Annotated in this window: 17 protein-coding genes and 1 pseudogene; all 18 read left to right on the top strand. The window is 47.7% G+C overall.

From position 1 onward, the window contains the following. Positions 1 to 90 precede the first annotated feature (90 nt). The 18 genes and pseudogenes from B2751_RS11865 to truB all read left to right on the top strand — a co-directional run bounded on the left by B2751_RS11865 (position 91) and on the right by truB (position 19,714). Positions 91 to 519 carry a hypothetical protein gene (locus B2751_RS11865; protein ID WP_035407047.1) on the top strand — a complete coding sequence of 143 codons (429 nt, stop codon included), beginning with the start codon at positions 91 to 93 and terminating at the stop codon, positions 517 to 519. A 129-nt stretch (positions 520 to 648) separates the two neighbouring features. Further along, the gene (rpsB, locus tag B2751_RS11870) at positions 649 to 1,383 is read left to right on the top strand and encodes a 30S ribosomal protein S2 (RefSeq protein WP_012370721.1); all 735 of its coding nucleotides are present in this window, start codon (positions 649 to 651) and stop codon (positions 1,381 to 1,383) included. An 82-nt stretch (positions 1,384 to 1,465) separates the two neighbouring features. Next, entirely contained in the window at positions 1,466 to 2,347 is an 882-nt protein-coding gene (gene tsf / locus B2751_RS11875; RefSeq protein ID WP_056062207.1) for a translation elongation factor Ts, read from the top strand. A 111-nt stretch (positions 2,348 to 2,458) separates the two neighbouring features. Further along, on the top strand, positions 2,459 to 3,178 hold the full coding sequence (pyrH, locus tag B2751_RS11880; protein ID WP_029342047.1) for a UMP kinase: 720 nt from the start codon (positions 2,459 to 2,461) through the stop codon (positions 3,176 to 3,178). Between the two features lies 1 nt (position 3,179). Further along, the gene (gene frr / locus B2751_RS11885) at positions 3,180 to 3,737 is read left to right on the top strand and encodes a ribosome recycling factor (RefSeq protein ID WP_023468691.1); all 558 of its coding nucleotides are present in this window, start codon (positions 3,180 to 3,182) and stop codon (positions 3,735 to 3,737) included. A 79-nt stretch (positions 3,738 to 3,816) separates the two neighbouring features. After that, positions 3,817 to 4,557, top strand: a complete 741-nt coding sequence (locus B2751_RS11890) for an isoprenyl transferase (protein ID WP_290774956.1) — start codon at positions 3,817 to 3,819, stop codon at positions 4,555 to 4,557. Between the two features lie 19 nt (positions 4,558 to 4,576). Beyond that, complete coding sequence (locus tag B2751_RS11895; RefSeq protein WP_035407053.1) at positions 4,577 to 5,377, top strand: phosphatidate cytidylyltransferase; 801 nt, start codon at positions 4,577 to 4,579, stop codon at positions 5,375 to 5,377. A 14-nt stretch (positions 5,378 to 5,391) separates the two neighbouring features. Then, positions 5,392 to 6,546, top strand: a complete 1,155-nt coding sequence (locus B2751_RS11900) for a 1-deoxy-D-xylulose-5-phosphate reductoisomerase (protein WP_035407056.1) — start codon at positions 5,392 to 5,394, stop codon at positions 6,544 to 6,546. 14 nt (positions 6,547 to 6,560) lie between these two features. Beyond that, complete coding sequence (gene rseP / locus B2751_RS11905; RefSeq protein ID WP_056062204.1) at positions 6,561 to 7,802, top strand: RIP metalloprotease RseP; 1,242 nt, start codon at positions 6,561 to 6,563, stop codon at positions 7,800 to 7,802. 34 nt (positions 7,803 to 7,836) lie between these two features. Beyond that, the gene (locus tag B2751_RS11910) at positions 7,837 to 9,537 is read left to right on the top strand and encodes a proline--tRNA ligase (RefSeq protein WP_035407061.1); all 1,701 of its coding nucleotides are present in this window, start codon (positions 7,837 to 7,839) and stop codon (positions 9,535 to 9,537) included. Positions 9,538 to 9,684: 147 nt separating this feature from the next. Continuing rightward, positions 9,685 to 13,956 (top strand): PolC-type DNA polymerase III, encoded by a 4,272-nt coding sequence (locus tag B2751_RS11915; RefSeq protein WP_290775058.1) that lies wholly within the window; start codon positions 9,685 to 9,687, stop codon positions 13,954 to 13,956. A 129-nt stretch (positions 13,957 to 14,085) separates the two neighbouring features. Then, the gene (gene rimP / locus B2751_RS11920; protein WP_023468684.1) at positions 14,086 to 14,553 is read left to right on the top strand and encodes a ribosome maturation factor RimP; all 468 of its coding nucleotides are present in this window, start codon (positions 14,086 to 14,088) and stop codon (positions 14,551 to 14,553) included. A gap of 17 nt (positions 14,554 to 14,570) precedes the next feature. Then, positions 14,571 to 15,680 (top strand): transcription termination factor NusA, encoded by a 1,110-nt coding sequence (gene nusA, locus B2751_RS11925; RefSeq protein ID WP_023468683.1) that lies wholly within the window; start codon positions 14,571 to 14,573, stop codon positions 15,678 to 15,680. A gap of 3 nt (positions 15,681 to 15,683) precedes the next feature. Beyond that, the gene (gene rnpM, locus B2751_RS11930; RefSeq protein ID WP_023468682.1) at positions 15,684 to 15,953 is read left to right on the top strand and encodes an RNase P modulator RnpM; all 270 of its coding nucleotides are present in this window, start codon (positions 15,684 to 15,686) and stop codon (positions 15,951 to 15,953) included. Then, entirely contained in the window at positions 15,946 to 16,248 is a 303-nt protein-coding gene (locus tag B2751_RS11935; protein ID WP_023468681.1) for a YlxQ family RNA-binding protein, read from the top strand. Before rnpM ends, B2751_RS11935 begins: the two co-directional genes overlap by 8 nt. Before the next feature lie 15 nt (positions 16,249 to 16,263). Next, a pseudogene (gene infB / locus B2751_RS11940) lies at positions 16,264 to 18,374 on the top strand (translation initiation factor IF-2). Positions 18,375 to 18,413: 39 nt separating this feature from the next. After that, the gene (rbfA, locus tag B2751_RS11945) at positions 18,414 to 18,755 is read left to right on the top strand and encodes a 30S ribosome-binding factor RbfA (RefSeq protein ID WP_035407069.1); all 342 of its coding nucleotides are present in this window, start codon (positions 18,414 to 18,416) and stop codon (positions 18,753 to 18,755) included. 50 nt (positions 18,756 to 18,805) lie between these two features. Then, complete coding sequence (gene truB, locus B2751_RS11950; RefSeq protein ID WP_290751322.1) at positions 18,806 to 19,714, top strand: tRNA pseudouridine(55) synthase TruB; 909 nt, start codon at positions 18,806 to 18,808, stop codon at positions 19,712 to 19,714. Positions 19,715 to 19,718 lie beyond the last annotated feature (4 nt).

Below are 19,718 nucleotides of genomic sequence, written 5' to 3' on the forward strand. Positions count from 1 at the left end.
GCAAATCCATTCCAAAGCGCTTCGTAAGTTGAAAAATGCGCTCGGAAGTGCCTATTTAGCAGATCGTGTCGCCATGTGAAAGGGAGAATTATGACTGTCGTTTATATCTTATTAGCTGCACTCGTCTGTTATGCCCTGCTAGTTTTATTTCGTCAGCAGGCGGCGCTCAAAGACCGGATCACACATTTAGAACGCGAAAAAAACGAGACGGAACAAGTGTTATTACATTTCATGGAGCACGTCAACGCCATGACGGATACATCTATATATGAGACAACCGAACCCGTTGATCAAGTACCGGATGCGTCTTTACAAATAGTGCAGGTTGCTACAAATGAGAAGCCAGAAACCGTCGAAGTCGAACGGTCCGTTTCAAAGGAACCATCGTTAACGGATATCAAGCAGGCGCTACGAGAAGGAGCAGATCTTGAGACGCTTGCACGATCTTTGAATCGGGGGACCGGCGAGGTGGCTTTGATTGCTAAACTTTCTCATCAAACGAAGGTTGCCCCTCGGTAATCTTTATGCTATATTAGTCTACGGTGTTAATTACGCACGCATGTATCGCCAGCTGCGGTGCCTTTAATAGGTTAGCTGGACAGACGATCATCGCGGAGGACATCCAAAACCCAAAAGGAGGAATTCATCATGGCAGTAATCTCGATGAAACAATTGTTAGAAGCTGGTGTACACTTCGGTCACCAAACACGCCGTTGGAACCCAAAAATGGCAAAATACATCTTCACAGAACGGAACGGAATCTACATCATCGACCTTCAAAAAACGGTCAAAAAAGTAGACGAAGCATATAACTTCATCCGTGAAGTAGCGTCTGAAGGCGGAAACGTTCTTTTCGTTGGTACGAAAAAACAAGCTCAAGACACTGTGAAAGAAGAAGCGATCCGTGCAGGTCAATACTTCATCAACGAACGTTGGTTAGGTGGAACTCTCACGAACTTCTCTACAATCAAAAAACGTATCAACCGTTTGAAACAACTCGAAAAAATGGAAGAGAACGGTACATTCGAAGTTCTTCCTAAAAAAGAAGTCATCATTCTTAAAAAAGAAATGACTCGTCTTGAGAAATTCCTCGGCGGTATCAAAGATATGCCAGGCGTTCCGGATGCACTCTTCATCGTTGACCCACGCAAAGAGCGTATCGCGATTGCAGAAGCACACAAACTCAACATCCCAATCGTTGCGATTGTTGATACTAACTGTGATCCAGACGAAATCGACTACGTCATCCCAGCGAACGACGATGCGATCCGTGCAGTCAAATTGCTCACTGGTAAAATGGCTGACGCAATCCTCGAAGTTAAACAAGGCGAAGATAACGTAGCACCTGAAACTACTGAAGAAGTAGTAGCAGACGCTGAGTAATTCGTGATGCCAGGTGATAAAGGGAATCGACCTTTTATCACCTTTTTTTTGAAACTAAGGATGTTATAAGGAGGAATATCGAATGGCTATTACAGCAGCAATGGTTAAAGAACTTCGTGAAAAAACAGGTGCAGGTATGCTCGACTGCAAAAAAGCACTCGTTGAAACTGACGGTGATATGAATGCAGCAGTAGATTTCTTGCGTGAAAAAGGAATCGCTAAAGCAGCAGCAAAAGGCGATCGTATCGCAGCTGAAGGATTGACTGCAGTTGCAGTTGATGGCAACAAAGCGGCACTCGTCGAAATCAACTCAGAAACAGACTTCGTTGCAAAAAACGAACGTTTCCAAACGCTCGTTCAAAACATCGCAAACGCTGTTCTCCGTAACGGTTCAGAAACAGCTGAAGCGGCTCTTGCTTCTGAATATGAAGCAGGTAAAACAATCGACACATACATCTCAGAAGAAGCTTCAACAATCGGAGAGAAAATCTCACTCCGTCGTGTAGCGCTCTTCACAAAAGCAGATGATGCAGTCTTCGGTTCTTACCTCCACATGGGTGGACGCATCGGTTCAGTTGTCGTCATCGAAGGTACGACAGACGAAACAGTTGCAAAAGACGTTGCAATGCACATCGCAGCAGCACGTCCACTTTACGTTGACCGTACTTCTGTCACAGAAGAAGAAAAAGCACGTGAAGAAAAAGTCCTCACTGAGCAAGCATTGAACGAAGGAAAACCAGCTAACATCGTTGAAAAAATGATCGTTGGTCGTATGAACAAGTTCTTCGAGGAAATCTGCCTTGTAGATCAAACGTTCGTCAAAGATCCAGACTTCAAAGTTGGTAAATATGTAGAGTCTAAAGGCGGTAAAGTCGTGTCATTCGTACGCTTCGAAGTTGGAGAAGGTATGGAAAAACGCGAAGAGAACTTCGCTGAAGAAGTTATGAACCAACTTAAAAAATAAGAATCGGGATCATCCTGATGACAAGAGAAGGAACACGTATGCTTCAATCCACTTTCGTGTGGAAGTGGTTCGTGTTCCTTTTTTACGGAATTTAGCAAGGGGGACATAGTCATGCAACCGAAATATAACCGGATTGTGTTAAAATTGAGCGGAGAAGCGCTCGCAGGAGATCAAGGGTTTGGAATCAATCCTGTCATCGTCAAATCTATCTCGGAACAGATTCGCGAATTAGTTGAACTGAACGTTGAAGTAGCGGTCGTCGTCGGAGCTGGAAACATTTGGCGTGGCAAAACAGGTGCAGAACTTGGGATGGACCGGGCCAACGCCGATTATATGGGGATGTTAGCGACAGTCATGAACTCGCTTGCGCTTCAAGACAGCTTGGAAGATGTAGGTGTCGAGACACGCGTCCAAACATCTATCGAGATGCGCCAAGTAGCAGAACCGTACATCCGCCGCCGTGCGATGCGTCACCTTGAAAAAGGACGCGTCGTCATCTTTGCAGCAGGTACAGGGAACCCGTACTTCTCGACAGATACGACAGCTGCTCTTCGTGCAGCTGAAATCGAAGCAGAGGTCATCTTAATGGCGAAAAACAACGTCGATGGTGTGTACTCAGCTGACCCGAATGTTGATCCAGAAGCGAAGAAATTCGAGACGCTCTCTTACTTGGACGTCTTAAAAGATGGACTTCAAGTTATGGATTCTACAGCAACTTCACTTTGTATGGACAATGACATCCCGCTCATCGTCTTCTCGTTGATGGAAGAAGGTAACATCAAACGTGTCGTCATCGGTGACGAAATCGGGACAATCGTAAGGGGGAAATAATATGTCAAAAGAAATCTTAAAACAAGCCGAAGAACGGATGGAGAAAGCACATCTTTCACTTAAGAAAGAACTTGCGACGCTCCGCGCAGGTCGTGCAAACGTTGCGATTTTGGATCCCGTTCAAGTCGAATACTACGGTTCACCGACACCGCTCAATCAAGTAGCGAACGTCAACACACCAGAAGCACGTCTGATCTTGATCACTCCTTGGGATAAATCAATGGTCAGCGAAATCGAAAAAGCGATTCAACGTGCTGATCTTGGTCTTGCGCCGTCGTCTGATGGTACGGTCATCCGTCTTGCGATTCCACCACTAACGGAAGAGCGCCGGAAGGAACTCGTCAAACTCGTCAAGAAGTATACGGAAGAAGGTAAAGTTGCCCTCCGTAATATTCGTCGTGATACGAACGAGCAGTTAAAGAAACAAGAAAAAGATGGCGCATTGACAGAAGATGATCTGCGTGGATACACAGAAGATGTTCAGACGTTGACAGACAAGTTCGTTAAACAACTTGATCAGACGGCAACGGAAAAAGAACAAGAAATCATGGAAGTATGACGCGACGGATCGTCATGGGGGGGACTCTTTGTCACACGAAGAGTCCCTTTCTTCATAATTGAGAGAGGAGGAAGTGCGGATGTTTCAATGGTTGAATCAGACGAAAGAAACCGAAACCTATGATCGGGTACCGGAGCATGTCGCTATCATCATGGACGGAAACGGTAGATGGGCACAAAAACGCGGACTTCCGCGTATCATGGGACATCGCGAAGGTATGAAATCGATTCGTGAAGTCGTTCGGGTTGCAAATGAACTCGGCATTAAGAGTCTGACATTATATGCTTTCTCGACGGAGAATTGGACGCGTCCGGAAGAAGAAGTGAGTTTTCTCATGAAGCTGCCGGCGCAATTCTTAGAGTCGGATTTAAAAGAGTTAGACGCGCAAAATGTTAAAGTCGAGGTAGCAGGAGAAGTATCACGCCTCCCTCATTTCACACGTGAGGCAGTGGAACAAGCGAAACTGGATACGCAACATAATACAGGACTTCGTCTGATTTTCGCTCTGAATTATGGAGGACGCGATGAACTCGTTCAAGTCATGCAAAAACTGGGCGCACAGGTTCAGGCAGGAACACTGTCACCGGATGCGATTACAACGGAGACGATTGAACGCGAGTTGATGACAGGATCCGTAACCGACGTCGATTTCGTCATTCGAACGAGTGGGGAACAACGGTTATCGAACTTTTTACTTTGGCAAGCGGCATATGCGGAGTTTTATTTCACAGACGTCTTGTGGCCAGAATTTCGCCGAAATGCTTTCTTAGCAGCAATTGAAGATTACAATCAACGGACACGCCGATTCGGTGGCGTCTGATTAAATGAGGAACTAGCTTATGAAAACTCGAATCATCACAGGGATATGGGCTGGTGCTATCTTTTTGGCACTTCTGTATCTCGGCGGACTTCCCTTTTTAGCATTTATGGCAATCTTAACGCTTCTCGGATATACCGAGCTCGTTCGGATGCGACAATGGAGCGGCTCACGCGTTCCTCGGATTCTGTTTGGTATTGGGACGTTATTGCCTTTCGTTGGTATTTATGAAGAAGCAGTCGATCAGACGCTTCCGATCGGACTTTCGCCAATCGCTTGGGCAATGATCATTTTATTGATCGGTCTCTTCTGGAACGTATTCTCAAAAAATGTCTTTACGTTCGATGATGTTGCGTTTTTACTGCTGACGGCCGTGTATGTCGGTGTCGGTTTTGCATCATTCGCCTATATCCGCTTACTCGAACACGGATTAACGTGGTCACTGTTGATTATCCTCTTGATCTGGTTCACGGATTCAGGCGCTTACTTCGTCGGGAAACGATTCGGTAAGAATAAACTGTGGCCGTCGATCAGTCCCAACAAAACGATCGAAGGGGCAGTCGGTGGCGTACTGCTTGCCATCTTACTCGGTGTCGTATTTGAAGGTATCGAACCGACAGTCGGTTTTGGGAAAGTCATTGTCCTTGCCATCATCGTTGCCGTCGTTGGGCAACTTGGTGACTTGGTCCAGTCTGCTTACAAACGCCATTATGGTGTGAAAGATTCTGGAACGTTACTACCGGGTCATGGTGGTATTCTAGATCGGTTCGACAGCATGATGATCGTCTTTACGGTCCTCGTCGTACTTGATATCTTTGCTTGAGGAGGCACTTCATTATGAAGAAAATCAGTATCATCGGTGGTACAGGATCGATTGGTACGCAGACGCTCGATGTCATTGCGGCTAATCCAGACCTTTTTGAATTGACGAGTTTTGCATTTGGTCGAAACACGACGGTCGCCATACCGTGGTTGAACCGTCTGCAACCGATGCTTGTCGGCGTCCAAGATGAGACGACACGTCAAGAACTCGAGCAACACTTGACTTATCAGCCAACGATCGTTGTCGGTGAAGAAAAATTGCTTGATGTCGTGACGCATCCCGAAGTCGATACGGTCATTACAGCGGTCGTAGGAGCTGTTGGCTTACGTCCAACGCTTGCTGCAATCGAGGCGGGTAAGACGATTGGTCTTGCGAATAAGGAGACACTCGTCACGGCAGGTCATCTTGTCATGAAGTTGGCACGTGAGAAAAACGTGACGATCTTACCAGTTGACAGTGAACATGCGGCGATTTTCCAATGCTTAAACGGGGAACGTCGTGAAGATGTGCGTCAAATCATCTTGACGGCTTCAGGTGGTAGCTTCCGCGACCAAACGCGGGATGAGTTAGCGAATGTTACGGTCGAACAAGCACTAGCGCATCCAAACTGGTCGATGGGAGCAAAAATCACGATTGATTCTGCGACAATGATGAACAAAGGGTTCGAAGTCATTGAAGCACACTGGTTATTTGATGTCGATTATGCAGATATCGATGTCGTCATTCACCGTGAATCCATCATCCACTCGATGGTCGAATTCAACGATGGTGCGGTCATGGCACAACTTGGTATGCCTGACATGCGAGAACCGATTCAGTACGCTCTTACATATCCGTCCCGCCTTGAAATTCAAGGGGGAGAACGGTTAAACTTAAAGGAAATCGGACGCCTACACTTTGCTGATGCTTCATTTGAGCGTTATCCGTTGTTGCGACTTGCTTTTGAAGCAGGTCAAGCCGGCGGATCGATGCCATCAGTACTCAATGCTGCGAACGAACAAGCGGTGGATCGCTTCTTAAAAGGAGACATTCGCTTTTTAGAAATCGAAGCGAGCGTTGAGGCGGCGCTTCAAGCTCATGAACTTATCGAGGAGCCTTCCTTGGATCAAATCCTTGAGGCTGATCGATGGGCGCGTGAGTTCGTATCGTCTCTTACATTCGCTAACTAAGGATGGGATAAGTAATGACGACCTTTATTTCAATCGTGCTGATGTTCGGTGTACTCGTCGCCGTCCATGAATGGGGTCATCTCGTGATGGCGAAACGGGCAGGTATTCTCTGTCGGGAATTCGCGATTGGATTTGGACCGAAGATCTTTTCAGTGTTTAAGAATGAGACGTTGTATACGGTACGTCTGTTGCCAATCGGCGGTTACGTCAAGATGGCGGGTGAAGAACCGGAACTCGTTGAGATCAAATCAGGTCAAACCGTCGGATTACAGTTAAAGGACGGCGTCATCGAGACGATTTATTTCGATGCGGATCAGCCACAAGTCGACCAAGTCGTTACTGTCGAACGGATTGACTTATTGCGTCAACTCGAACTCGTTGGATTACAAGACGAGACATCGGTTCGCTACCCCGTTTCACCGACAGCATTTCTCGTTGAAGGTCAGACACGGACACAAATTGCACCGTACGATCGTACATTCGGTTCGAAATCCGTATGGAAGCGCGTCCTTGCGATCGCTGCAGGACCGTTCATGAACTTTGTCCTCGCGTTCGTTATCCTGTTCGGTCTTGCCTTATATAATGGCTCTCCAACGGGGGACAGCGTCATCGGAACAGTTCAAAAGGGTTCTCCGGCCGATCAAGCTGGACTTGTTGAAGGTGACCGGATTGTCTCGGTCAACGGTCAGGATACAGCCAAATGGACTGATTTACGTGCTGGATTCCAAGATCGTGCCGGTAAAGCGACAGAAGTGAAATACGAACGTGATGGGAAAGAAACGACAACACAAATCACGCCAAAAGTACAACAGCAAGGAGAACAGAAGGTCGGTATCATCGGCGTCACGAATGAGACAGAAAAATCATTCGGGACAGCACTCCAAACCGGAGTTTCAGAAACATGGCGGATGTCGACGCTCATTGTCGGAGCTGTTGGAGATCTCGTGACGGGTGTCGTCGGCGTCGATCAATTATCAGGACCAGTCGGGATCGTCAAAATGACCGATCAGGTCGCAGATAGTGGGTTCTCGATGCTATTGACATGGACAGCATTGTTGTCCGTCAACTTAGCAGTCTTCAACTTATTGCCACTTCCAGCACTTGACGGAGGACGATTGTTGTTCCTCTTCCTTGAAGCCTTACGCGGTAAACCAGTTGATCCTCAAAAAGAAGGATTGGTTCACTTCGTCGGTTTTGCGCTTTTGATGCTACTCATGCTCGTCGTCACTTGGAACGACATTCAAAAATTCTTTTAATTAATCACTCAGTCAAAGGAGTTCGTGACTCATTATGAAACAATCAAAACTATTCATGCCAACGTTGCGTGAAGTACCATCTGATGCAGAAGCCATCAGTCACCAACTCTTGCTTCGTGCAGGATTCATGCGTCAAAATGCCGCTGGGATCTATTCGTATCTACCCCTCGCAAAACGAGTACTCGCAAACATCGAGACGATCATCCGCGAGGAATTAGAAGCGGCGGGCGCGCAAGAATTACTGATGCCAGCGATTCAACCAGCTGAACTATGGGAAGAAACAGGACGCTGGGATATCTATGGACCTGAATTAATGCGCTTGACGGATCGTCATGATCGCCGGTTCGCGCTCGGAGCGACACACGAGGAACTGATCACTTCGATCGTTCGTGATGAATTGAACTCGTACAAAAAGTTACCGGTCAATCTCTTCCAGATTCAAATGAAGTACCGTGACGAACGTCGTCCACGTTTCGGTTTATTACGTGGTCGTGAGTTCATCATGAAGGACGCTTATTCGTTCCATTCTTCACAAGAGAGCTTAGACGAAGAGTATCAAAACATGTTTGATACGTATTCGCGGATTTTCACACGTGTCGGTCTTGAGTTCCGTCCAGTCGTCGCTGACTCAGGTGCGATAGGTGGTAGTGGAACACATGAGTTCCATGCGTTAGCAGCAATCGGTGAAGATACGATCGTCTATTCGGATCAGTCGGACTATGCGGCAAACTTAGAGATGGCAGAGTCGATCGATGCCTATCCGAAGCAAGACAAAGCACCAGAAGCACTTGAAGAAGTGCATACGGCAGATGCGAAGACGATCGAAGCGGTCAGCGCACATTTGAATTTACCAGCAAACGAATCAATCAAGACCGTTATCTTCAAGACGGAGCAAGGGCTTGTCATGGCACTCGTCCGGGGCGATCACGAAGTCAACGATATCAAGTTGAAAAACTATCTCGGTGCACTCGACATCACGATGGCGAGCGACGAAGAGATTGAAGCAGCGCTTCACTCAACGCCTGGAACACTTGGACCAATCGGGGCAGATATGAAGGTCGTCGCGGACTACGCGATTCGTGCCTTGACGAACGCTGTCTGTGGTGCAAATAAAGCGGAAACGCATTATATCCATGTCGACCCAAGCCGTGATTTCGAAGCAGAATATACAGACTTGCGCTTCGCAGAAGAAGGTGACGCGTCACCAGACGGTAACGGTCAAGTCAAGTTCGCTCGCGGGATTGAAGTCGGTCAAGTCTTCAAACTCGGAACACGTTACTCAGAAGGAATGGGAGCGACGTTCCTCGACGAGGGCGGTAAAGCACAACCTCTCATCATGGGTTGTTACGGCATTGGTGTCTCGCGGACATTGTCGGCAGTCGTTGAACAACATTATGATGAGCGTGGAATCATTTGGCCAAAAGCAATCGCGCCATACGATGTTCATTTAATCGTCGTCAATGGTAAAAATGCAGAACAACTCGAACTCGGAGAGACACTGTACCGTGAGTTGACGGCTGCAGGATTCAGCGTCTTGCTTGACGACCGGAAAGAACGAGCAGGTGTCAAGTTCGCCGATGCTGATTTGATCGGTCTACCGGTTCGCTTGAACGTCGGGAAAAAAGCGACAGAAGGAATCGTCGAATTAAAAGCCCGTCGTGGTGGCGATGCAGAAGAAGTTGGACAGGAACAAGTCGTTGAGGCTGTTCGTTCACTCTATGAAGGTTTAGAATAAAGAATGGAGACGGTCACTTTTCATAAAGTGACTGTTTTCTTGTCTCACACCCATTCGCCCCTTGGGCAATCCGCAAGAGGAGGAGGAGTTGCTGTCACGGTGTGAAGCGATCAGACAGCACAATTGCGAGTGGATACACAACAACGCATGTCACTGTTGCTCAGTGACTTGGAATTACCGAACGGTATCATTGAAGAATACTTTCACGAAGCAGTTCTCGAGAAGCTTCGCGTCAATAAAGCAAAGGCAACCTGGACATTTGAAATTCGCTTGCCACATGTTTTACCCCAAAACGTCTATCAACTCTTTACGAGTCGTTTGACAAGTCGGTATCAGCAATTTGCCGAAGTCAAAATCATATTACACGCAGATAGCCGTCCAGATGAACGGATGTATCATGATTACTGGCCATATGTCGTGCAGGATCTCGCAGATGTCTCATCGGCAATGCGGACACAACTCGGGCGTGTCTTACCGGAGTTTAAAGAACAGAAACTATTCATTCCGGTCCGAAGTGAACCGGAAGCAGGTTTCTTAAAGAGTAGCTTATGTGGGGAATTACAATTACTCTATAGTGCTTACGGATTCCCAAAATTCAACTGTGAACCGATTGTTCAGATCAACGAATCGAAACAAGAAGCGTTGCGAAATCAGGTGAAACAGGAAGACATGGAAGAAGCAAAACGGATGCTCGAGTTGCAATTCAAACGGGAACAATCGCGAGATGACGATGATGGCCCTGTCGAAATCCGGATCGGGAAACCAATTCAAGATGAGATCGTTCCGATCAAGACGATTCAAGATGAGGAACGACGGATTGCGATCCGTGGTCTTGTTTTCTCAGCTGAGAGTCGTGAACTACGAAGTGGGAAGACAATTTTTACGTTCAAGATGACAGATTATACGGACTCGCTCGTCGTCAAAATGTTTGCGCGTGACGAAACAGACGTCAAAATCCTCTCAGCCATCAAAAAAGGCATGTGGATTCAAGCAGCAGGTCGTGTCGAGTTCGATACGTTCCTGCGCGATCTCTGTATGATGATTGCCCAACTGTCAGAAGTGAAGATGGAAGCCCCTGCTGACCCTTGGGCAGGCGAGAAACGTGTCGAGTTACATGCACACTCGCAAATGAGCCAGATGGACGCCGTCATGAACGTGACAAAATACGTCGAGCGTGCCGCAAAATGGGGTCACCCTGCTGTCGCGATTACGGATCACGCCGGTGCACAAAGTTTTCCGGATGCCTACTATGCCGGAAAGAAAAACGATATCAAGGTACTGTACGGAATTGAAGCAAACGTCGTCAATGACGGGGTGCAAGTCGCCTACCATCCGGTGGAGCGCAATTTGGATGACGCGACATTCGTCGTCTTTGACGTCGAGACAACTGGTTTATCGGCGATGTACAACAAGATCATCGAACTTGCAGCTGTTAAAATCCACGATGGTGATATCATCGATAAATTCGAAGCATTCGCGGATCCGAAGCATCTATTGTCGGCGACGACGATTGACTTGACAGGGATTACCGATGATATGGTCCGGGGAAAACCAGACCCGGAACAAGTCGTCAAGGAATTCATGGACTGGGTCGGCGACTCGATTCTCGTTGCCCACAATGCCTCGTTTGATATTGGATTCTTGAATGCGACACTCCGGTCTGGTGGTCACGATGAATCAGTCTTACCGGTCATTGATACGCTTGAGTTAGCCCGTGTCCTGATGCCGACACTTAAAAACCACCGGTTGAACACACTCGCGAAACGATTTGACATCGAATTGACGCAGCATCACCGCGCCATTTATGATGCGGAAGCGACAGGATATTTGATGGTCAAGTTGCTTCAAATGGCAGATGAGATGTTCAACATGAAGACACATGCCTCACTCAACCGAGAGATGGGAAAAGATATCTCGCGGGCACGACCATACCACGCGACGGTCTATGCGAAGAACCGGACGGGCTTGAAGAATCTGTACCAATTGATTTCGATTGCTCACACAAAACACGTGCACCGTGTCGTGCGGACACCACGCTCGCAACTCATCGCACATCGGGATGGATTGATCATCGGGTCAGCTTGTGATAACGGCGAGGTATTTGATGCCGCCTTGAATAAGTCGGACGAAGATTTAGCAAAAGTGATGCAGTTCTATGATTTCATCGAGATTCAACCACCAGCGATGTATGGTCATTTGATCGAACGGGAAATCGTTCAGAATGAACTTGAACTGCGCGAGCTGATCAAAAAGATCATCCGTGTCGCGGAAGAACATGACATCTTACCAGTCGCGACTGGTAACGTACATTATCTCGATCAACATGACGCCACGTATCGAGAAATTTTGATCCGGACGCAAGGTGGAGCGAACATGCTGAACATGCGAAAACAATTGCCACCGGCGCATTTCCGGACGACGAAGGAAATGATGGACGACTTTAAGTTCCTCGGACCAGATGTGTCGGAACGTCTCGTCATCACGAACAGTCAAGCCGTCGCGGAACAGTTCGAGAACATCGATATCATTCCAAAAGATCTTTATACACCGAAGATCGAAGGGGCAGACGAAGAAGTTCGGAATCTGTCGTACGATATGGCGCACCGGATTTACGGCGAGACGTTACCGGAGATCGTCGAAGCCCGACTCGAAAAAGAGTTGAAGTCGATTATCGGTCACGGATTCGCTGTCATCTATTTGATTTCCCATAAACTCGTAAAAAAATCACTCGACGACGGCTATTTGGTCGGTTCACGGGGATCGGTCGGATCAAGTCTCGTTGCGACGATGACGGAGATCACGGAAGTCAATCCATTACCACCGCATTATGTCTGTCCAAATTGTAAGGAATCGGAGTTCTTCGATGATGGTTCCGTTGGTTCGGGATTCGACTTACCGGATAAGTCCTGTTCGAAATGTGATGTCCCATTGTTCAAGGATGGTCATGATATTCCGTTTGAAACGTTCCTTGGATTTAAAGGGGATAAAGTACCGGATATCGATTTGAACTTCAGTGGGGAATACCAGCCGCAAGCACACGCCTATACGAAAGTCTTGTTCGGTGACGATTACGTCTACCGTGCCGGAACGATCGGTACGATCGCTGAGAAGACGGCGTATGGCTATGTCAAAGGGTATCAGTCAGAGAATGAGCTGACATATCGGAATGCGGAAGTCGATCGTCTTGTCAGTGGTGTCACTGGCGTCAAACGGACGACTGGTCAACACCCGGGAGGGATCATCGTCGTACCGGACTACATGGATATCTATGATATCAGTCCGATTCAGTATCCGGCAGACGATATGGGTTCTGAATGGAAGACGACACACTTCGACTTCCATTCGATTCACGATAACTTACTCAAACTCGATATCCTCGGTCACGATGATCCGACGATGATCCGGATGCTACAGGATTTATCGGGACGTGATCCGAAGACGATTCCGGTCGATGATCCAGAAGTGATGAAAATCTTCAGTTCGACGGAATCGATCGGTGTGACGCCGGAACAGATTGATTCAAAAACGGGAACGCTCGGTATTCCGGAGTTTGGGACGAAGTTCGTTCGCCAAATGTTAGAGGAGACGAAACCGACGACGTTCTCAGAGCTCGTTCAGATTTCAGGACTCTCGCACGGAACGGATGTCTGGCTCGGAAATGCCAGCGAATTAATTTACAACGGAACGTGTGAACTAAAAGATGTCATCGGTTGTCGAGATGACATCATGGTCTACTTGATTTATGCCGGTCTTGAACCGTCACTTGCCTTTAAAATCATGGAGTCGGTCCGTAAAGGGAAAGGACTCTCGATTGACATGGAAGAGGCGATGATCGAGAACGATGTGCCGCTCTGGTATATCGATTCCTGCAAGAAAATCAAGTACATGTTCCCGAAAGCCCATGCTGCCGCTTACGTCTTGATGGCTGTCCGGATTGCCTATTATAAAGTCCATCATCCGATGTATTACTACGCTTCGTACTTTACGGTACGTGCGGGTGATTTTGATATCGGTGCGATGAATAAGGGCTCTGCTGCCGTTCGGAAAGTCTTGCAAGACATCAAGGACAAAGGTTTCGAAGCGACGGCGAAGGATAAGGGATTGTACACGGTTCTTGAAATCGCGCTCGAGATGATCGAACGCGGCTTTACGTTCCAAAAGGTCGATCTCTATCGCTCGAGTGCAACGGAATTCCTCATTGACGGGGATACGTTGTTACCACCGTTTAATGCCGTGACAGGTCTAGGGACGAATGCTGCGAAGCAAATCGTCGAAGCACGTAAAGGCGGCGAATTCCTCTCGAAGGAAGACCTCCAAAAACGCGCCAAATTGTCGAAATCGATCATCGAGACGCTCGATAACCTAGGCTGTCTCGAAGGGTTACCAGACGAGAATCAGCTCTCCTTGTTCGACTTGTAAGCCCTTAGGAACACTTGCTTTGAGCGCTTTCCTATGCTATATTGAGTGAGGAAATGTTTTTTATACTACGACTTGGAAGGAGTAGGGGGACCTGCTCCTTTCTTGTTTGTTTTTTGAAGGAGGATGAAGATGACGAACGTAACGGAAAAGGTCGAAGCGCTCGCAAAACCAATCGTCGAACGAGAGGGGATGGAGCTAGTCGACGTTGAATTCGTCAAAGAAGGGGCGGATTGGTTCCTACGTGTCTCCATCGACAAAGAGGGTGGCGTAGATCTTGAAGACTGCGTCAAAATCAATGAACAGTTATCGGAAGCATTGAATGACAATGATCCGATCGACGAGCCGTATTACCTCGACGTCGCTAGTCCAGGAGCGGAACGTCCACTGAAGAAAGACGAGGACTTCGAAAAGGCGATTGGGAAACATGTGTACATTAAAACGCACGATCCGGTAAAGAATGCGGTTGAATTCGAAGGAACGTTGCTCGCGTATACACCTGAGATGCTTGAAATCGAAGTGCGTGTCAAAACAAGAAAATTGAAAATTGAGATACCGGTCGACAAGATTTCACTTGCGCGACTTGCGGTAATGTTCTGACGGAAAGGAAGAGAACGATGGGACCACAGTTACTCGAGGCGATCAATCAAATCGCGAAAGAGAAGGAAATTGACAAGAACATCATCATCGATGCGCTCGAACAGGCATTGATTTCAGCGTACCGACGCAACTTCGGAAAAGAGTCGGAGGCTGTAAAGGTCGAATTCGACCAGCAGACAGGAGACATCCGTGTCTTCGCGCTTAAGGAAGTCGTCGAACGATTGACACAACCAGAAGAGCAACTTTCGCTTGAAGAGGCGCACGAGATCGATCCGACATATGAACTCGGCGATTTCCATAAAGTCGAAGTGACGCCAGGCGACTTCGGTCGTGTTGCAGCACAAACAGCAAAACAAATCGTCACACAAAAAATGCGTGAAGCAGAACGCGAACGCATCTACAATCACTTCGCGGATCGTGAAGACGAGATCATGACAGGTATCGTCGAGCGTCAAGATGCACGCAACTTGTACGTCAACCTAGAAGGTATCGAAGCTGTCTTGACGACACACGAGCAAATGCCGAACGAGCGTTTCGGGATTCGTGATCGCATCAAGGTGTACGTCACGAAGGTTGATCCGATGGTCAAGGGATCAGGGGCATCGATTCTCGTATCACGGACACATCCAGGTCTCTTAAAACGTCTCTTCGAAATCGAAGTACCAGAGATTTCAAGTGGCGAAGTCGAAGTCAAGTCTGTGGCGCGTGAAGCGGGCGACCGTTCGAAAATCGCAGTCGCAGCGGACGACATCGATCCAGTCGGTGCATGTGTCGGACAAAAAGGGGCACGTGTACAACGCATCGTCAATGATTTGAACGGGGAAAAAATCGATATCGTCCGTTACTCGGATGATCCGAAAGAATATGTCGCGAACGCACTCAGCCCAGCTCAAGTCGTTGCGGTCTATGTCAACGAACCAGCGAAAGCGACAATCGTCGTCGTTCCAGATTTCCAACTGTCGCTTGCAATCGGGAAACGTGGTCAAAACGCGCGTCTCGCAGCGAAATTGACAGGATGGAAAATCGACATCAAGAGCGAGTCTGAAGCGGAAGCGATGGATCTCGAAGATGTCTTCGCGACGGAAGAGCCGGCAGTAGAAGCGGTCCAAGTCGAAGGCGAGGAATAATTCGTGCAAAAAAAGGTACCATTACGTAAGTGTGTCATCACACAAGAAATGAAACCGAAAAAAGAATTAATTCGTGTCGTCCGGACACCTGAACAAGAGGTCGTCATCGATTTAAATGGTAAGATGAATGGGCGAGGTGCCTATTTATCGAAAGATGCGGCAGTCATTGCGACGGCGAAGAAAAAACGGACGCTTGATCATCATTTAAAGGTCAAGACGACAGATGCCTTATACGATGAATTGCTTGAAATCGCGGGAGGTACAAATGAGTAAATGGGAATCCCTTCTCGGTCTCGCGAATCGAGCTAGAAAAGTGACGACGGGAGAAGAACTCGTACTGAAAGAAGTACGAGGAGGGCAAGCGAAGCTTGTTCTTTTAGCAGCAGATGCGGGGGCTGCCACGCGTAAGAAAGTCACAGATAAATGTACGAGTTATCAGGTTCCTTACCTAGAAGTCGCCGACCGTACGATTCTCGGTCAAGCATTAGGAAAGGATGCGCGTGTTGTCGTGTCAGTCAATGAAGCCGGATTTGCGAAAAAGCTAACTGAACTCCTCTCGAACGACTAATTGGAGGTGGATCCTTTGGGTAAACGTGTATACGAATTCGCCAAGGAACAAAATGTAACAAGTAAGCAGGTCATCACCCAGCTTGAAAAGCTGGAGAAACCAGTCAAGAATCATATGGCAGTATTAGATGAACAGACAGTACAGCAACTCGATCAAGTATTTAATCCCGAGAAATATCGGGCTCAAAAGACGGAGGCTCCAAAACAAGTGAAATCAGATAATAAACCGAACCGACCAGGAAGTACAAACAAACCAGCAGGTAACCAATCACGTAACAGCAAAGGCGGACGCCCAGAATTCGGCAACCGTAACAACCGTGGCGGCAAACGTCGTCCGAACCAAAAGAAAGCAGAACCGCGTAAACTTGAAGTAGCGGATCCGAACTCGAAGTCGAGTCAACGTAAAGCTGCTCGCCGTGCACAAGAAGAGGCGATGGCAAACGTCGTTCAATACTCTGACAACTTGACAGTCGGTGAACTCGCTGAAAAAATGGCGAAAAAACCGAATGAACTGATCATGAAATTGATGGGTCTCGGTGTCATGGCGAACATCAACCAAGATCTTGATGACGAGACAGTGGAACTTCTCGCGACAGAGTTCGGCTTTGAAGTCGAGAAGACAGTCCAAGTCGATGAGACGGACTTTGATCAGTACGAATTGAATCTCGACCAGTACGAATTGTCTGAGCGTCCACCGGTCGTTACGATCATGGGACACGTTGACCACGGTANNCACAGCACATCGGTGCTTACCAAGTTGAGATCGACGGCAAGAAAATTACGTTCCTTGATACACCAGGTCACGCGGCGTTCACGACAATGCGTGCACGTGGAGCAGATGTCACGGATATCGCGATCATCGTCGTTGCAGCGGATGACGGTGTCATGCCACAGACGGAAGAAGCGATCAGCCACGCGAAAGCAGCTGGCGTTCCAATCATCGTTGCTGTCAACAAGATGGATAAAGAAGGCGCAAACCCAGACCGTGTCAAACAAGAATTGACAGAGTTCGAACTCGTTGCAGAGGACTGGGGTGGCGATACGATCTTCGTACCCGTTTCAGCACTTAAAGGTGACGGTATCGATGAATTGCTCGAAATGATTCTTCTCGTTTCAGAAGTACAAGAATACAAATCAACACCAGAAATGAACGGTCGCGGAACAGTCATCGAGGCGAAACTCGATAAAGGACGCGGTCCAGTCGCGACGCTTCTTGTACAACACGGAACACTTCGTGTTGGGGATCCAATCGTTGTCGGTCACACGTTCGGTCGTATCCGGGCAATGGTCAACGATATCGGTCGTCGTGTTAAAGAAGTTGGACCATCGACGCCAATCGAAATCACAGGTTTGAACGACGTACCGAAAGCAGGCGATCAATTCTTCGCATTCGAAGATGAGAAAAAAGCCCGCCAAATCGGTGAAGCGCGTTACCAGCGTGAAATCGAAGCACAACGTCGTGATTCGGCGAAAGTCAGCTTAGAAGATCTCTTCGATCGTATTAAAGAAGGCGAAGTCAAGGACCTCAACATCATCATCAAAGGTGACGTACAAGGTTCAGTTGAAGCCTTAGCCGGTTCATTGAAGAAAATTGATGTCGAAGGTGTTAAAATTAACATCGTACACTCAGGTGTCGGTGCCATCACGGAAGGTGACGTCATCCTTGCTTCGGCAGCGAATGCAATCATCATCGGATTCAACGTTCGTCCGGATGGTAACGCGAAATCAATGGCGGATCAGGAGAAAGTCGAAATTCGTCTTCACCGGATCATCTATAACGCAATCGAAGAAATCGAGCAAGCGATGAAAGGTCTTCTTGATCCTGAATTCGTTGAAAAAATCATCGGTCAAGCTGAAGTCCGCGATGTCATCAAAGTATCGAAAGTCGGTACGATCGCAGGTGGATATGTCACAGAAGGTAAGTTGACGCGTGATGCAGGCGTCCGTGTCGTTCGTGACAGTATCGTCATCTACGAAGGAAAACTCGATACACTTCGTCGTTTCAAAGATGATGTCAAAGAAGTCGCTACTGGCTATGAGTGTGGAATTAAGATTGAAAAATATGATGATATCAAAGTCGATGATGTCATCGAAGCGTTCATCATGGAAGAAGTCAAACGGAAGTAACAGAACGGAATCCATTCTTCCGAACTGGAGGGAATAAATATGAGTTTACGCTCGAATCGTGTCGCCGAACAGATGCGTAAGGAAATTACGCAATTGCTCATCAAAGATGTCAAGGATCCTCGCGTCAAGACGATTACCGTCACAGGTGTCGAAGTGACAGGAGACTTACAACAAGCGACGATCTTCTACTCGGTCCTCGGTGACGAAAAAGCACGTGAGGATGCGCGCATCGGTCTCGAAAGATCAAAAGGCTTCATGCGCAAGGAAATCGGATCGCGGATTCGTCTACGGAAAACACCTGAACTATTGTTCGAGGTCGATTCTTCTGTCGAATACGGATCACGCATTGATGAGTTGCTTCGGAATTTGAACAAAGATTAACATCTAAGGCAACCACGTGTGTGGTTGCCTTTTTTCAAGGAGGAAATAACGTGGAACCCATCGGAGTATTACCGTTAGATAAACCAGCGGGTATGACGAGTCATGATTGCGTCTTTCGTCTACGTCGCTTGTTTCAAACGAAAAAAGTCGGACATACAGGTACGCTTGATCCGGAAGTAACGGGTGTCTTACCGATTTGTCTCGGTCGAGCGACGAAGCTTGCCCGCTTCATCACGGATGAAGGAAAGCGCTACGCAGCGGAAGTGACGATTGGCTTTGCAACGACAACGGAAGATGCGCACGGGGAAACAGTTCGCGAAACAGCGGTTGAACCGGGAACTATTACCGAGGAAGCAATTGCAGACATCTTGACTCAATTGACAGGAGAGATCGAGCAGACGCCACCGTATTATTCAGCTGTTAAAGTGAATGGGAAAAAACTATATGAATATGCACGAAAAGGCATTGAAGTCGAACGACCGACACGAATCGTCCGCATCGATCGATTAGAACGGACATCGGACCTTGTGTTCGAAGGTGGTCTTTGTCGTTTCCGTCTCGATATCGCTTGTGGAAAAGGAACGTATATTCGGACATTAGCAGTAGAAATCGGAGAACGACTTGGTTACGCGGCACACATGAGTGAACTACGCCGGACAGGCTCTGGTGCGATTGCTGAGACGGATACAGTGACTCTTGAGACACTCGAATCGTATGAGACGGTCGAAGAACGGATGCAACACGTTCTACCGATTGAACACGTCATCCAAAAATGGCCACGCTTGACGGTCGATGCGTCAACAGCGCAACGTGTCTTGAACGGAGCAAAGCTAACAAGCATTCCAGTCGAATTCGAGCTGTTTACTGTCTATAATGAAGAAGACGTACCTTTAGCGCTATATCGACGTCTTCCAGAAGAACAGGTAGCACGCGTTGAGGTCATGCTACAAATCGATTAAGATC

It is taken from the genome of Exiguobacterium sp. UBA6282 (genome assembly GCF_002440475.1).
Lineage (GTDB): Bacteria > Bacillota > Bacilli > Exiguobacteriales > Exiguobacteriaceae > Exiguobacterium_A.

Excerpts from the sequence above, each read along its gene's own strand:
- B2751_RS11900 (WP_035407056.1), top strand. The coding sequence starts at position 5,392 with ATGAAGAAAATCAGTATCATCGGTGGTACAGGATCGATTGGTACGCAG.
- B2751_RS11910 (WP_035407061.1), top strand. The coding sequence starts at position 7,837 with ATGAAACAATCAAAACTATTCATGCCAACGTTGCGTGAAGTACCATCT.
- B2751_RS11895 (WP_035407053.1), top strand. The coding sequence starts at position 4,577 with ATGAAAACTCGAATCATCACAGGGATATGGGCTGGTGCTATCTTTTTG.
- rimP (WP_023468684.1), top strand. The coding sequence starts at position 14,086 with ATGACGAACGTAACGGAAAAGGTCGAAGCGCTCGCAAAACCAATCGTC.
- pyrH (WP_029342047.1), top strand. The coding sequence starts at position 2,459 with ATGCAACCGAAATATAACCGGATTGTGTTAAAATTGAGCGGAGAAGCG.
- rseP (WP_056062204.1), top strand. The coding sequence starts at position 6,561 with ATGACGACCTTTATTTCAATCGTGCTGATGTTCGGTGTACTCGTCGCC.
- B2751_RS11890 (WP_290774956.1), top strand. The coding sequence starts at position 3,817 with ATGTTTCAATGGTTGAATCAGACGAAAGAAACCGAAACCTATGATCGG.
- nusA (WP_023468683.1), top strand. The coding sequence starts at position 14,571 with ATGGGACCACAGTTACTCGAGGCGATCAATCAAATCGCGAAAGAGAAG.
- frr (WP_023468691.1), top strand. The coding sequence starts at position 3,180 with ATGTCAAAAGAAATCTTAAAACAAGCCGAAGAACGGATGGAGAAAGCA.
- rpsB (WP_012370721.1), top strand. The coding sequence starts at position 649 with ATGGCAGTAATCTCGATGAAACAATTGTTAGAAGCTGGTGTACACTTC.
- tsf (WP_056062207.1), top strand. The coding sequence starts at position 1,466 with ATGGCTATTACAGCAGCAATGGTTAAAGAACTTCGTGAAAAAACAGGT.
- B2751_RS11935 (WP_023468681.1), top strand. The coding sequence starts at position 15,946 with ATGAGTAAATGGGAATCCCTTCTCGGTCTCGCGAATCGAGCTAGAAAA.
- rbfA (WP_035407069.1), top strand. The coding sequence starts at position 18,414 with ATGAGTTTACGCTCGAATCGTGTCGCCGAACAGATGCGTAAGGAAATT.
- B2751_RS11865 (WP_035407047.1), top strand. The coding sequence starts at position 91 with ATGACTGTCGTTTATATCTTATTAGCTGCACTCGTCTGTTATGCCCTG.
- B2751_RS11915 (WP_290775058.1), top strand. The coding sequence starts at position 9,685 with ATGTCACTGTTGCTCAGTGACTTGGAATTACCGAACGGTATCATTGAA.